Genomic DNA, 13,022 nt, shown 5'->3' with positions numbered 1-13,022 from the left:
GTCATCCTCCCGTATTGCGTGCAGCGCGGATCATGTCCGCCGCTTTTTCCGCGATCATGATCGTCGGCGCATTGGTGTTTCCCGTCACCAGCGTCGGCATGATCGAGGCATCGACAACGCGCAGACCCGAAACACCGTGAACCTTGAGCTCGCTGTCGACCACCGCCAGCGGATCATGGCCCATCTTGCAGGTTCCGACGGGATGATACTGCGTATCCGCCCGGTTCCTGATATCCTGCTCCAGTTCGGTCCGATCCCCCATCATCGCCGCATAGAGCGGCTTGCCACGCACGCCCGACAGCGCCTCATCCATCAGGATCGATCGCATTTTCTCCGCCCCCTTGAGCATAATCTCCATATCTTTCGGGTTGTCAAAGAAGTTCAGATCAATCACCGGTGGTTTCGATGGGTCGGCGCTCGCAAGCCCGACATGCCCGCGGCTTTTCGGCCTGGCGACCGTCACGTGGCAGCTGAAGCCATTGCCGAAATGAAGCTTGCGGTTGTGGTCATCGACAATGCCGATGACGAAGATCAACTGCAGATCCGGTGCCTCCACATCCGGGGATGAGCGGAAAAACGCGCCGGATTCGGCGATGCTGGTGGTGATGATCCCGCGCCGGTGCCGCGCCCATTGTACGATGCCTTTCAGCACCTTGAAGCCGCCCCCAACGCTGAAGCCCAGAGTCTGGGTCCGCGATGAGGCGCGGAAGGTCATGACGTAATCGATATGGTCCTGCAGATTCTGGCCCACGCCCGGCAACACATGCACAGGCGTGATGCCGTGACGCTCAAGCTCCTCGGCGGGACCGATGCCGGAGAGCATCAGGAGCTGCGGGCTGCCGAAGGCGCCGCCGGACACGATCACCTCGCGCTGGGCCTTGAGTTCATGGCGCTGGCCCTCCTTGCGATAAACGATGCCGGTGGCGGAACGTCCGCTGAATACCACCCGCTCGGTTTGGGCATTGGTGATCACCGTGAGGTTCTGCCGATGGAGATTGGGCGTCAGGTAGGCCTTCGCCGCCGAACAGCGTTCACCGTTCCGGATCGTGCGCTGGAGAATGTGGGCGCCGTATTGCTCGGCGCCATTGTAATCGTGATTGATCGGAAGCTGCTGATGCGCGCAGGCCTCCAGGAACATGGCGTTCAGATCGCTCGGGTCCGAGGGCGAGCTGACGCCAAGCGGGCCGTCATTGCCATGATAGGCATTGTGAAAATCGCTGTTGCCTTCCGCACGGATGAAATAGGGCAGCACCGCATCATAGCCCCAGCCGGCATTGCCGAGGCTTTCCCAATGATCGTAGTCATAACGGTTGCCGCGGACATAGAGCATTGCGTTGATGGAACTCGAGCCGCCGAGCCCGCGCCCGCGCGGCTGATAACCGCGCCGTCCGTTCAGCCCCTTCTGCGGCACCGATTTGTAGCGGTAATTGTGGATCGGCGTGCCGATCAATGCGGCGACGCCGAGCGGCGCATGCACGAGCGGCGACCGGTCACGGCTTCCGGCTTCCACCAGGCAGACGGTGACCGTTGGATCCTCGCTCAGGCGGCCTGCGAGCGTGGCGCCTGCCGAACCGCCGCCGACGATGATATAGTCGAACGCCTGCATGACACCTACCTCACCGGCTCGACGATCGGGAACCACGGATCGAACGTATCCATCATCGACACCAGAGCGCCGAGTGCTGCAGGGTCGCCCGCAAAGGTCACCTTTCCGACTTCCGCCAATTGCTGAAAGGTCGCCTTCTTCAGAAGCAGTGCGCCAAAGGCCATGCGGCTCAGCGCAAACGAGGCGTCCGCCTCCTCTGCCACCGCGCCTTCGGTATTGTTGAGCACCGCGTTCTTCAGGCTCAGCACATAGTGCTGATCAACATCGGTGAAGTCGAAGTTGAAGGTCAGCGCCTGGTCGCCCGCCTTCTCCGGATTGAGATGAACGGCGAGGAAATCGAAGAAGTTCTCCGGTGTCATCGTGGCCATCACATCGGCTCCGATGCGCGGCGCGGGCGTTGGCACCACGCCGTCGCGCAGTTCCTTGGCGCCTGCCAAGTAGAAATTACGCCATGGCCCGCTTTCGGCCTGATAGCCGAGCTGCGTCAGCGCATCGGCCTGCAGCGCACGGGCGGCCGTGTTAGCGGGGTCGGCGGAGACGAGATGATCCACCACCTCCGCCACCCAGCGGTAGTCGCCTTCCGCATAGGCGGCTTGCGCCTTTTCGAGAAGCGCATCCGCCCCGCCCATATAGGCGACGTAGCGCGCGCCGCTTTCTGCGGGCGGAAGCGGATCGAGGTTTGCGGGATTGCCATCGAACCAGCCGAGATAGAAGTTGTAGACCGCTTCGGCGTTGTGCTTGAGGCTGCCGTAATAGCCGCGCGTTGCGAATTGCCGTGCCAGCGCATCCGGCAGCGTGATCATATTGGCGATTTCGACCGGGCCATATCCTTCATTCGCAAGCCGGACGGTCTGATCGTGGATGAAGCGGTAGATATCGCGCTGACCTTCCAGAAACGCGTTGATGCGCTGATTGCCCCATGTCGGCCAGTGATGGCCCGCAAAGGCGACCTCGACGTCGTCGCCGAAGAGCAGGATGGTTTCGTTGATATATTTCGACCACGCCAGCGCATCACGCATCTTCGCGCCGCGCGGGGTATAGACGTTGTGCATGACGTGGCTCGTAACCTCGGAGAGGCACAGCGTCTTCTTTTCCGGGAAGTAGAACAGGAACTCCGAGGGCGCCTCGGATCCGTTGGCCATCTGGAAGACGATCGGCACGCCATCGACGGTCAGTTCCGTGCCGGTTTCGAACACGGTCACATTCGGCGGGATCAGCGTCACGGTGCCGGTGGACGTCGTCTGGCCGAGACCGCTGCCGATCTGACCCTCAGGCCCGGCTTCAAGCACATTGCCGTACATGTAGGCTGCGCGCCGGGTCATGACATTGCCGACCATCACGTTTTCGGCGGTCGCATGCTCCATGAAACCGGAAGGGGCGATGATCTGGACCGCGCCCGCCGCAAGCCGCTCCGGATCGACCACGCCGCGCACGCCGCCAAAATGGTCCGCATGGCTGTGGGAATAGATCACCGCGACGACGGGCCGCGCACCAAGCCGGGCATTGGCAAGCGCGAGACCGGCACGCGCGGTTTCCTCGGAGATCAGCGGATCGATCACGATCCAGCCGGTTTCCCCCGCAACCAGCGTCATGTTCGAAAGATCGTAGCCGCGCACCTGATAGATGCCGTCGGTTACCTCGAACAGGCCGTGAATGGCGTTGAGCTGCCCTTGCCGCCAGAGGCTTGGATTGGCGGTATCGGGCGCCTGTCCCTCCAGGAACCGGTACTGTTCCTGATTGAACACGGGTGCGCCGCTGTCGTCGGTGATGATCGCGGGATCAAGGGCTGCGATGAAGCCGCGGGTTGCGTCCTCGAAATCCTGACGATTGCTGAAATCGAGGTCTTTCAGAACTGCCGAATTGCGCGCTGCCGTGACGGTGCTGGCCGGATCGGCAAAGGCGGCCGACCCTCCCATGCATACCGTCGACAGCAGCACGATATGTGCCATCTTGCCAAAGGTCATCTATTCCTCCCAGAACATGACACCTTTGCTACATCGGCTTTTTCCTAAAATAAAATCGAATTAAATTGCAGAAGTTATAGATTTTATTTATTCATGATCCATGATCTCGGCAAAGCATCTGGCGCAAGTCCTGGCCGTCAGTCGCTGCGGCACATTCAACCGTGCCGCGCAGGAATTGAACCTGACGCAGCCCGCCTTGACGGCAAGCATCCAGAAACTTGAGGAATCGCTTGGGGTTACCCTGTTTGTCAGGACCCGGCGCGGTGTCGAACTGACTGTATTCGGCCAGCATGTGGTCGCCGCCGCGCCCGATATCCTGTCCCGCCTTCAAAGGCTTGGCGACGAACTGGACCTGATCGCGGGGGGCGAACGCGGCGTGCTCAAGCTTGCCGCCGGGCCGGTTCTGATCCATGGAGCCATGCGCAGGGTCGTTCCGGCCTTTTGCCGCAGGTTTCCGAATGTCCACCTGTCGCTCAACACCGGGACAGCGCAGAAGATCCTTGCCGATGTCGCTGCCGGCCGCATCGACCTCGGCATCGCCTCGACCGACCAGCCGGCGGATGACGGCACTCTCCGGATGCACACTGTTCTGGAGGAGCCGGTGATCTTCGCCGCACGGGCGGGTCACCCCCTGGCCGATCAGCAGGCGATCGACCGAGCAACGCTGTTCCGCTATCCGCTTGCCTTGCCGGAAGTGCCGGTGGAAATGCTGCCCTGGCTCTCCTCTGCCGGTGGCAGTCCCCATATCGCGCTGCAGACCGACCATTACGAACTGCTGTTTCGCGCGGTGCGCGAAAGCGATGCTGTGACGGGCGCGCCGCGTCATCTGCTCGCGCCCTATCTTGAGGCCGGGGACCTCGCCGTGCTGGACTACCGGGGCCCTCTCCTGAATTGGCACGCCAAGGCGATCTATCGCCAGACCTCGGCGCTCTCACCCGCATTCCAGGAGCTTTTGCGGCTGGTAGAGGCCTATTTCGCGGATGTCACGCAACCACAGGCGCCGCAGCGGGAATAGACCGCCCTGCCGCTATTCCTCCGGCTCGGTCCTGAACATCAGCGGAAAGCCGATTTCCTTCGCAAGGTCGATCGCCTCCTTCGCCTTGGTCTCGGCGATATCGCGGCTGTAGACCGCCACCACGCAGCTTCCCTTCTGGTGGGCGGTGATCATCACCTTGTAGCCCTGATCCTCGCTCATGCGGAACACGGCTTTCAGCACCACGAGCACGAAGTCGCGCGGGGTATAGTCGTCGTTGACGAGAATGACCTTGTAGAGCCGTGGCCGTTCAAGCTTCGGCACGGTTTTGGTCTTGCGTTTGGTATCGACGCCCGTATCGCTCACGCGCTTGCTCTCTGAACTATCATATGTTGAGGATTTGTGTGCCGGCTGCAGCCTTCCGTCGCGGCGCCCGACAATGGGTCCATTTTGCCCTTCCGCCGGCATTTTATCAAGTCCCGGCGCGAGAAAAGCCCGGTTTCGGCGATCGAGCCTTGACCTTGGCAGGCATCATCGCCCATAGCCTCACGCAATAAACGAATTCAAGACGCAGGATAAATTCCATGGGTTTCAAATGCGGAATCGTCGGCCTGCCCAATGTCGGCAAGTCGACCCTCTTCAACGCGCTGACCAAGACCGCGGCCGCGCAGGCAGCCAATTACCCGTTCTGCACGATCGAGCCCAATACCGGCGAAGTCGCCGTGCCGGACGAGCGCATGACCGCGCTGGCAGCGATTGCGGGATCGAAGGAGATCATCCCGACCCGCATCTCCTTCGTCGATATTGCAGGCCTCGTACGCGGCGCGTCGAAGGGCGAAGGTCTCGGCAACCAGTTCCTCGCCAATATCCGCGAAGTCGATGCCGTGGTGCATGTGCTGCGCTGCTTCGAAGATGATGACATCACCCATGTCGAAGGCCGCATCAACCCGGTCGCCGACGCCGAGACGATCGAGACCGAGCTGATGCTCGCCGACCTCGAAAGCCTCGAGCGCCGCGCCGACCAGACCCGCAAGCGCGCCACCGGCAAGGACAAGGAAGCACTCGCCGTGCTGCCCGTGATGGATGCCTCGCTGAAGCTGCTGCAGGACGGCAAGCCGGTGCGCGGGCTTCTCGGCCAGCTCGATGCGGAAGAGCTGAAGATCCTGAAGGCTCTGAACCTGCTGACCTCCAAGCCTGTCCTCTACGTCTGCAATGTCGCCGAGGGCGATGCCGCCAACGGCAATGCGCACACCAGGGCCGTTGCGGAAATGGCCGCCGGCCAGGCAGCCGAGACCGTCATCATTTCGGCGGCGATCGAGGCCGAAGTGGCGCAGCTCGACGCCGAGGAAGCCGAACTGTTCCTCTCCGAAATGGGCCTTGAGGAGCCCGGCCTCGACCGGCTGATCCGCGCCGGATACAAGCTTCTCGACCTGATCACCTATTTCACCGTCGGCCCGAAGGAGACACGCGCCTGGACCATCCGCCGCGGCACCAAGGCCCCGGCTGCGGCAGGCGTGATCCACACCGATTTCGAACGCGGCTTCATCCGCGCCCACACCATCGCCTATGACGACTACATCGGCTTCAAGGGCGAGACCGGCGCCAAGGAAGCCGGCAAGGCACGCGACGAAGGCAAGGAATATGTCGTCGTCGACGGCGACGTGATCCACTTCCGCTTCAATACTTAGGCACGCCCTGAACATGCCTGCCGCTCAACGGCGGTGGGCATCCGCATAGGCTTTCAACACGGCCTGCATCTGCGTCAGATGCCCCTTGCCGTCGGCCTGCTCATAGAAGAAGCTGAAGACATCCGAATCGAGTTTGAGGTGCACCGACCGTTTTCTCTCGGGTGCCTTGATCTCGGCTTTCGACCAAAATTTCACGCCTAGGCTTTCGCCTTCGCTGGCATCAGCGCCGTTTTTCAGTTCACCCCGGGCCTTCCTCGCCCGCAACTCCGCGAGCGAGGCTCGTTTCATAGATGGTTCGTTCATTTCGTCCTCCTTTCCAGGCGGTGATCAGCCGGCAAATGCCGTCGCGCTCCGTGTGCACGTCCACAAAACACTCTCCCTCGACCATACCGAGCGAAATCTCTCGCCTTTCGCCGTAATCGCGGCGATCATCAACGCGTGTCAGCACCGCTCCCTCAAAAATAAGAGCGGCGTAAAGCAGGTCAACACCATGCTCATCGAGCACCCGCAGACGTTTCAGCTCGTCCCATTCGAATTCCATACCAGCATCCCCACAACTGGCAACGCAATAAGAATACACGAATAGTGTACACCCCTCAATATGGCTGCTTGAAACCCAAGACCTGCAGCGCCACAATGGAGGCAATCAAGCTCTATTCGAGGACATACATGAGCGTCTATGAATTTACCGCACGGAGCATCACCGGCGAGGAGGTCAGCCTTGCCGATTTCCGTGGCCATGTGCTGCTGATCGTCAACACAGCAAGCGCCTGCGGGTTCACTCCGCAATATGAGGGGCTTGAGATGCTGCATGAAAAATACAAGGACCAGGCCTTTGCCGTCCTTGGCTTTCCCTGCAATCAGTTCGGCGGTCAGGAGCCGGGCGACGAGGCGGAGATCGCCCAGTTCTGCAAGACCAAGTTCGACATCGAGTTCCCGATGTTCGCGAAAATCAACGTCAATGGCGACGATGCCCATCCGCTGTTCAAATATCTGAAGAAGGAACGGCCCGGCTTTCTCGGCTCCGGCATGATCAAGTGGAACTTCACCAAGTTCCTCATCGGCCGCGACGGCGAGCCGGTCAAGCGCTACGCGCCGACAGAGAAGCCGGAAGACATTCAGGACGATATCAACGAGGCGCTGTCGAAGGAAGCTTGATACGACCCCTGAGGAATCGTTTTTTACGGGGTCATGCTCGGATTTGATCCGAGCATCCAGGCCTCACAGAAAACGATGCCTGGACCCTCGGGTCGCGCCAGGGTGACCCACATCATGAAAGACGGGGCGGCGGAGACGCCCGCAGCGCGCTGCCTCAGTGCCCCTCATACTCGACCAGCGAACGGACTTCGACGTCCATCGCCTCGAGCTTCTTGCGGCCGGGCAGGTCCTTGAGGTCGATGATGAAGCAGGCAGAGACGATTTCCGCGCCCATCTGCCTGAGCAGCTTGACAGCACCCTCGGCCGTGCCGCCGGTGGCAATCAGGTCATCGCACAGGATCACCTTCTCGCCGGGCTTGATGGCATCGACATGCATTTCCATGGTGTCTTCGCCATATTCGAGCTGGTAGGCCATCGACACGGTCTTGTTCGGTAGCTTGCCCTTCTTGCGGATCGGCACGAAACCGGCCGAAAGCTGGTGGGCCAGCGCGCCGCCGAGAATGAAGCCGCGTGCCTCGATGCCGGCGATCTTGTCGATCTTCATGCCGACATAGGGCTGCACCAGTTCATCCACCGCACGGCGGAACGAGCGCGCATCCCCGAGAAGCGTGGTGATGTCGCGGAAGATGATGCCGGGCTTCGGGTAATCCGGGATCGAGCGGATGGAAGCGGCCAGTTCGGGGTTCGAACTCATTTCAACGGGTCCTTTCGTCGTGCCAGACCGAACACATTAAAAAGGCGGCTGAAGCCGCCTTTCTTTGCTGCATATGCAAACCGCCGATGCTCAGTGCGGCTTGCGTGCGTAAATCGATTTCTTCGTCAGGTAAACCAGCACGGTCAGGATCACAAGGAAAACCATGACCACGAGGCCGGTCTGCTTGCGCGCCTCAAGCTTGGGCTCGGCCGTCCACATCAGGAAGGCGGAGATGTCCTTGGCGTACTGATCGACCGTTTCCGGGGAGCCATCCTCGTAGGAAACGATACCGTCGGAAAGCGGCGGGGCCATCGCCAGCGCCGCCGCATTGGCGAAATACGGGTTGTAGTGACCGCCGGCCGGCACCTCCACGCCTTCCGGCGCTTGCTCGTATCCGGTCAGCAGCGAATAGATGTAATCCGGTCCGCCTTCCTGATACTGCGTGAAGATGTCGAACACGAAGGTCGGGAAGCCGCGGGTGATGCCGCGGGCCTTTGCCATCAGCGAAAGATCCGGCGGCGCTGCACCGTTGTTGGAGGCTGCCGCCTGCTCCGCATTTGCGAAGGGCGCCGGGAAGTAGTCCGAGGGAATGCCCGGCCGCATGTACATGTTGCCGTCATTGTCGGGACCGGCCTCGATCTCGTAGTCGGCGGCAAAGGTCTTCACTTGCTCTTCCGAATAGCCAAGATCCGTGAGTGTGCGGAATGGCACCAGATCCATCGAGTGACAGGCCGAACAGACTTCCTTGTAGACCTTCAGGCCACGCTGAAGCTGGGCCCTGTCATAGGTGCCGACCGGGCCGGAGAAGCTCCATTCCATATTGTGCGGATGCTTCAGCGGATAGTGCGGTGTGCCGCCGGCATGCTCCCCCTCCTCGGCCGCCATGGCACCCGTCAGACAGAAGGGCGTCATCAGCGAAACGAACAGGACGCGGGTAATGAGTTTCTTCATGATCTTTTCCCCGCCCTTCACACGCCGTTACCGGCAGGCTTTTTCCGGGCGGCTTCCTTTTCAAGAACCGCTTCGGTAATCGAATTCGGTATCCGCGTCGGCTTTTCGAAGAGGCCTAGAAGCGGCATGATCACGATGAAGAACCCGAAATAATAGAGCGTTCCGATCTGCGAAAGCACCACGAATATGCCTTCTGCGGCCTGCGAACCGAGCCAGCCGAGCATGATCGCATTGGCGACGAACAGCCAGAAGAACAGCTTGTACCACGGGCGGTAGGCGGCAGAGCGCACCTTGGACGTATCCAGCCAGGGCAGGAAGAACAGGATGATGATCGAGCCGAACATCACCAGTACGCCGCCGAGCTTGGAGTCGATCGGGCCGATATTGAAGGTGATGGCGCGCAGCATCGCGTAGAACGGCAGGTAATACCATTCCGGCACGATATGCGATGGCGTCTTCATCGAGTCAGCCGGAATATAGTTGTCCGGATGGCCGAGGAAGTTCGGCATGTAGAAGATGAACCACGCATAGACGATCAGGAACACGGTCACGCCGAGCGCATCCTTGACGGTCGCATAGGGCGTGAACGGCACGGTGTCGCTCTTCTGCTTCACCTCGACGCCCGTCGGGTTGGTCTGGCCGGTTACATGCAGCGCCCAGATATGCAGGATCACCACGCCGGCGATCATGAAGGGCAGCAGGTAGTGCAGCGCAAAGAAACGCTGCAGCGTCGGCTCGCCCACTGCAAAGCCGCCAAGCAGAAGCTGCTGGACCCAGTCGCCGATCAGCGGGAAGGCGGTAAAGAAGCCGGTGATAACGGTCGCGCCCCAGAACGACATCTGTCCCCAGGGCAGAACATAGCCCATGAAGCCGGTCGCCATCATCAGGAGGTAGATGATCACGCCGAGCATCCAGAGGATTTCGCGCGGCGCCTTGTAGGACCCGTAATAAAGGCCGCGGGCAATATGAAGATAGACCGCAATGAAGAAGAAGGATGCGCCATTGGCATGCATGTAGCGCAGCAGCCAGCCGTAATTGACGTCGCGCATGATCTTCTCGACCGAGAGGAAGGCAGCGCCGGTCGAGGCGGTGTAATGCATCGCAAGCACGATGCCGGTCGCGATCTGAACGATCAGCATGACCGACAGCATGGCACCGAACGTGTAGGCGTAGTTCAGATTACGCGGCACCGGATAGGCGACGAAGCTGTCGTGCAGCATGCGCGGCAGCGGCAGACGCGAATCCACCCACCTCGACACACCGTTCGACGGCACATAACTTGAGTGTCCACTCATGAAACAGTCTCTCCCCCTCAACCGATCCTGATCACGGTGTCGGCCGTAAATTCGTATAGCGGAATCGCAAGATTTTGCGGTGCGGGACCCTTACGGATACGGCCTGCCGTATCGTAATGCGATCCGTGGCAGGGACAGAACCATCCGCCGAAATCACCGGCCTGACCGAGCGGAATGCAGCCCAGATGGGTGCAGGAGCCGATCATCACGATCCAGTTTTCCTTGGATTCGCCAGCCGAACGATCCACATCCGTTGCCGGCGAGCCGGACGGCAGGTTTTCGTTGCGCGCTTCGGGATCCTTCAGATCGGAAAGCGGAACAGCTTTCGCTTCCTCGATTTCCTGTTCCGTGCGATTGCGAATAAAAACGGGCTTGCCGCGCCATTTCACCGTCAGCGACATGCCCGGCTCGAGGCTCGTCACATCCACTTCCACTGTCGATAGCGCAAGGGTCGACGCGTCGGGCCGCATCTGATCGATGAACGGCCATGCCACGGCGGCAGCACCCACGGCTGCAGCCATACCCGTTGTCAGGTAAAGAAAATCGCGCCGGGTCGGTTCGCCGGAATGATCCGTCGAAACAATCTCGTCTTGCACCGCTGTCCCTCCATAGCTGATGCCGCTGCCACAGAGGACCGTCCCTCCTCCGCATAACTTCCCGCGAAGGCACGCGGCAGCGTCTATTTGATCCGCCAAGTTTTATGCATGTTCATCAACGATGTCCAGTGTTTGACAGATTTCAGTCACAGGCAAACCATGCTTGCAGCGCAACACGCTAAATTAAACCTTGCAAAGCCTGCCCGAACGCCTTCCCGCCATCACGCATCGAATGCCTCTGCGGGCAGAAAACCGCCGGATTGACGGGCCCAGAGCGACGCGTAGAGACCACCGGTCTCGATCAGTTCACTGTGCGTTCCCTGTTCGACGATCCGCCCGCGATCCATCACGATCAGCCGGTCGAGCGCCGCGATCGTCGACAGCCGGTGGGCGATCGCAAGCACCGTCTTGCCCTCCATCAGCTTCATCAGATTCGACTGGATCGCGGCCTCCACCTCCGAATCAAGCGCGGACGTCGCCTCGTCCAGCACCAGGATCGGCGCGTCCTTCAGCATGACCCGGGATATCGCGATGCGCTGGCGCTGGCCGCCCGAGAGCTTCACCCCGCGCTCGCCGACATGCGCATCGAGCCCCTTGCGGCCACGAAGATCGGAGAGGTCGGCGATGAAACTGTCGGCCTCGGCGCGCTCTGCCGCCTCCCACAGCCGCTCGTCATCGGCGTCCTGACTGCCGAAACGGATGTTGTCGCGGATCGCCCGATGCAGCAGGCCGGTGTCCTGGGTCACCATGCCGATCTTTGCGCGCAGGCTCTCCTGGGTGACGTCGGCGATGTTCTGCCCGTCGATCAGGATCCTGCCGCCGTCGACATCGTAGAACCGCAGCAGCAGGTTGACGAGCGTCGACTTGCCGGCCCCCGAACGGCCGACAATGCCGACCTTCTCGCCTGCGCCGACCGTCAGCGACAGATTGCGGATCACCGCCCCGCTGCCTTCATAGCCGAAGGCGACATTTTCAAAACGAATTTCGGGATTGCGCACCTCAAGCGCGGACGCACCGGGCTTGTCGACAAGCTCGATCGGTTTCGAGATCATCTCCGCGGAGTTCTGGATCGTGCCGATCGCGCGCATGATCCCGTTCAGCTGCATCATCAGCCGTCCGAGCAGCATCGAAAGCCTCAGCGCGAGGCCGAGCGTGAAGGCGACTGCGCCGGACGAAATATCGCTCGTGAACCAGAGCTCGATCGAAAGCGCGGCAATGGCCGTGATCATCACGCCCGACAAGAGGTTGAGCGAGGCCCTGACGCCCGTGATCAGGCGGGTAAAGGTCTGGATCTGCGCAATCAGTTTTCGGAAGCCATCCCGGATATAGCCGTCATTGCCCTCGTCGCTGCCGAAAAGCTTCAACGTCAGAATATTGGAAAAGGAATCCACCAGCCGGCCGGACATCATCGAATTGGCTTCGGCGAGATCGCGGGCATTCTTGCGGATGCGCGGCACGAAGTAGCGCGCCAGCGCGGCAAAGATCGCGATCCAGAGGGCGATCAGCGCGGCAAGGCGCCAATCGAGCGATGCCACCAGCGCCATGGTGGAAATCGTGTAGATCGCCATGAACCAGACGACCTGCAGCAGCGACGACATCAGGTCGCCGACGGACTGTCCGGCAGCCGAGACCTTGGTCACGATCCTGCCCGCAAAATCATTCTGGAAGAAGTTCAGCGACTGGCGCGCGACATAGCGGTAGGACTGCCAGCGCACCAGATTCTGGAAGCCGGGCGTGATCGTCTGCTCCTCGATCAGCATTGAGGCCGACAACAGCACGACGCGGACCACGATCATGGTGAACGCCATCGCAAACAGCGCCAGGCCATGGGCTGCGATGAGGCCCGACCATCCGGCTTCCCGCGAGGTATCATCGAGAATATTGATGAGCACGCCCATGAACCAGAAAGACGCGGTTTCCATCAGCGCGCCGCCGCCGCCAAGCACCAGCATCGCAAAGAACGGCCATTTGGCCTGACGCAGATAGAACCAGCTGAAGCCCAAAAGCGTGGCCGGCGGCTGCTCCACCGGCCGATCGGCAAGCGGATCGATCCAGTTTTCGAAAATCTGGGCGATGCGGCGGAAAATCATGCTGGCA

General features: G+C 60.8%; 13 protein-coding genes. 3 read left to right on the top strand and 10 right to left on the bottom strand.

Annotated features, from left to right (window positions below; all coding sequences use genetic code 11):
• Position 1: 1 nt before the first annotated feature.
• Both HPQ62_RS06085 and HPQ62_RS06080 read right to left on the bottom strand, forming a co-directional pair.
• Complete coding sequence (locus HPQ62_RS06085; protein WP_174801631.1) at positions 2-1,606, bottom strand: GMC family oxidoreductase; 1,605 nt, start codon at positions 1,604-1,606, stop codon at positions 2-4.
• A 5-nt stretch (positions 1,607-1,611) separates the two neighbouring features.
• A complete protein-coding gene (locus HPQ62_RS06080) occupies positions 1,612-3,570 on the bottom strand; it encodes an alkyl/aryl-sulfatase (RefSeq protein ID WP_206678054.1) in 1,959 nt (652 codons plus the stop codon).
• A gap of 100 nt (positions 3,571-3,670) precedes the next feature.
• Between HPQ62_RS06080 and HPQ62_RS06075 the strand changes: the two genes are divergently transcribed.
• Entirely contained in the window at positions 3,671-4,585 is a 915-nt protein-coding gene (locus tag HPQ62_RS06075) for a LysR family transcriptional regulator (RefSeq protein ID WP_174801630.1), read from the top strand.
• A gap of 12 nt (positions 4,586-4,597) precedes the next feature.
• Here HPQ62_RS06075 and clpS read toward each other — a convergent pair whose 3' ends face one another.
• Positions 4,598-4,909 (bottom strand): ATP-dependent Clp protease adapter ClpS, encoded by a 312-nt coding sequence (gene clpS / locus HPQ62_RS06070; protein WP_342343677.1) that lies wholly within the window; start codon positions 4,907-4,909, stop codon positions 4,598-4,600.
• A 218-nt stretch (positions 4,910-5,127) separates the two neighbouring features.
• Between clpS and ychF the strand changes: the two genes are divergently transcribed.
• Positions 5,128-6,231, top strand: a complete 1,104-nt coding sequence (gene ychF, locus HPQ62_RS06065; RefSeq protein WP_174801628.1) for a redox-regulated ATPase YchF — start codon at positions 5,128-5,130, stop codon at positions 6,229-6,231.
• 24 nt (positions 6,232-6,255) lie between these two features.
• On the opposite strand, the gene HPQ62_RS06060 is transcribed toward ychF, so the two are convergent.
• Both HPQ62_RS06060 and HPQ62_RS06055 read right to left on the bottom strand, forming a co-directional pair.
• Positions 6,256-6,534, bottom strand: a complete 279-nt coding sequence (locus HPQ62_RS06060; RefSeq protein WP_206678053.1) for a BrnA antitoxin family protein — start codon at positions 6,532-6,534, stop codon at positions 6,256-6,258.
• Positions 6,470-6,772, bottom strand: coding sequence for a BrnT family toxin (locus tag HPQ62_RS06055; RefSeq protein ID WP_174801627.1), 303 nt, complete (start codon positions 6,770-6,772; stop codon positions 6,470-6,472). The genes HPQ62_RS06060 and HPQ62_RS06055 overlap by 65 nt, the downstream gene beginning before the upstream one ends.
• 128 nt (positions 6,773-6,900) lie before the next feature.
• On the opposite strand from HPQ62_RS06055, the gene HPQ62_RS06050 reads away from it, so the two are divergent.
• Complete coding sequence (locus HPQ62_RS06050; RefSeq protein WP_174801626.1) at positions 6,901-7,389, top strand: glutathione peroxidase; 489 nt, start codon at positions 6,901-6,903, stop codon at positions 7,387-7,389.
• A gap of 154 nt (positions 7,390-7,543) precedes the next feature.
• Here the strand turns inward: HPQ62_RS06050 and HPQ62_RS06045 are convergent, their stop codons facing one another.
• The 5 genes from HPQ62_RS06045 to HPQ62_RS06025 form a co-directional block, all read right to left on the bottom strand.
• Positions 7,544-8,083: an adenine phosphoribosyltransferase gene (locus HPQ62_RS06045; RefSeq protein ID WP_174801625.1), complete on the bottom strand. Its 540-nt coding sequence runs from the start codon at positions 8,081-8,083 to the stop codon at positions 7,544-7,546.
• Positions 8,084-8,173: 90 nt separating this feature from the next.
• Positions 8,174-8,995 (bottom strand): cytochrome c1, encoded by an 822-nt coding sequence (locus tag HPQ62_RS06040; RefSeq protein ID WP_425312608.1) that lies wholly within the window; start codon positions 8,993-8,995, stop codon positions 8,174-8,176.
• Positions 8,996-9,051: 56 nt separating this feature from the next.
• The gene (locus tag HPQ62_RS06035) at positions 9,052-10,329 is read right to left on the bottom strand and encodes a cytochrome b (protein ID WP_174801623.1); all 1,278 of its coding nucleotides are present in this window, start codon (positions 10,327-10,329) and stop codon (positions 9,052-9,054) included.
• A 17-nt stretch (positions 10,330-10,346) separates the two neighbouring features.
• Positions 10,347-10,925 (bottom strand): ubiquinol-cytochrome c reductase iron-sulfur subunit, encoded by a 579-nt coding sequence (petA, locus tag HPQ62_RS06030; RefSeq protein WP_174801622.1) that lies wholly within the window; start codon positions 10,923-10,925, stop codon positions 10,347-10,349.
• A gap of 221 nt (positions 10,926-11,146) precedes the next feature.
• Positions 11,147-13,015: an ABC transporter ATP-binding protein gene (locus HPQ62_RS06025; protein ID WP_174801939.1), complete on the bottom strand. Its 1,869-nt coding sequence runs from the start codon at positions 13,013-13,015 to the stop codon at positions 11,147-11,149.
• Between the last annotated feature and the right edge of the window lie 7 nt (positions 13,016-13,022).

It is taken from the genome of Martelella limonii (assembly GCF_013344475.1).
GTDB classification, from domain to species: domain Bacteria; phylum Pseudomonadota; class Alphaproteobacteria; order Rhizobiales; family Rhizobiaceae; genus Martelella; species Martelella limonii.
This window is presented reverse-complemented; position numbering and strand designations above follow the sequence as displayed.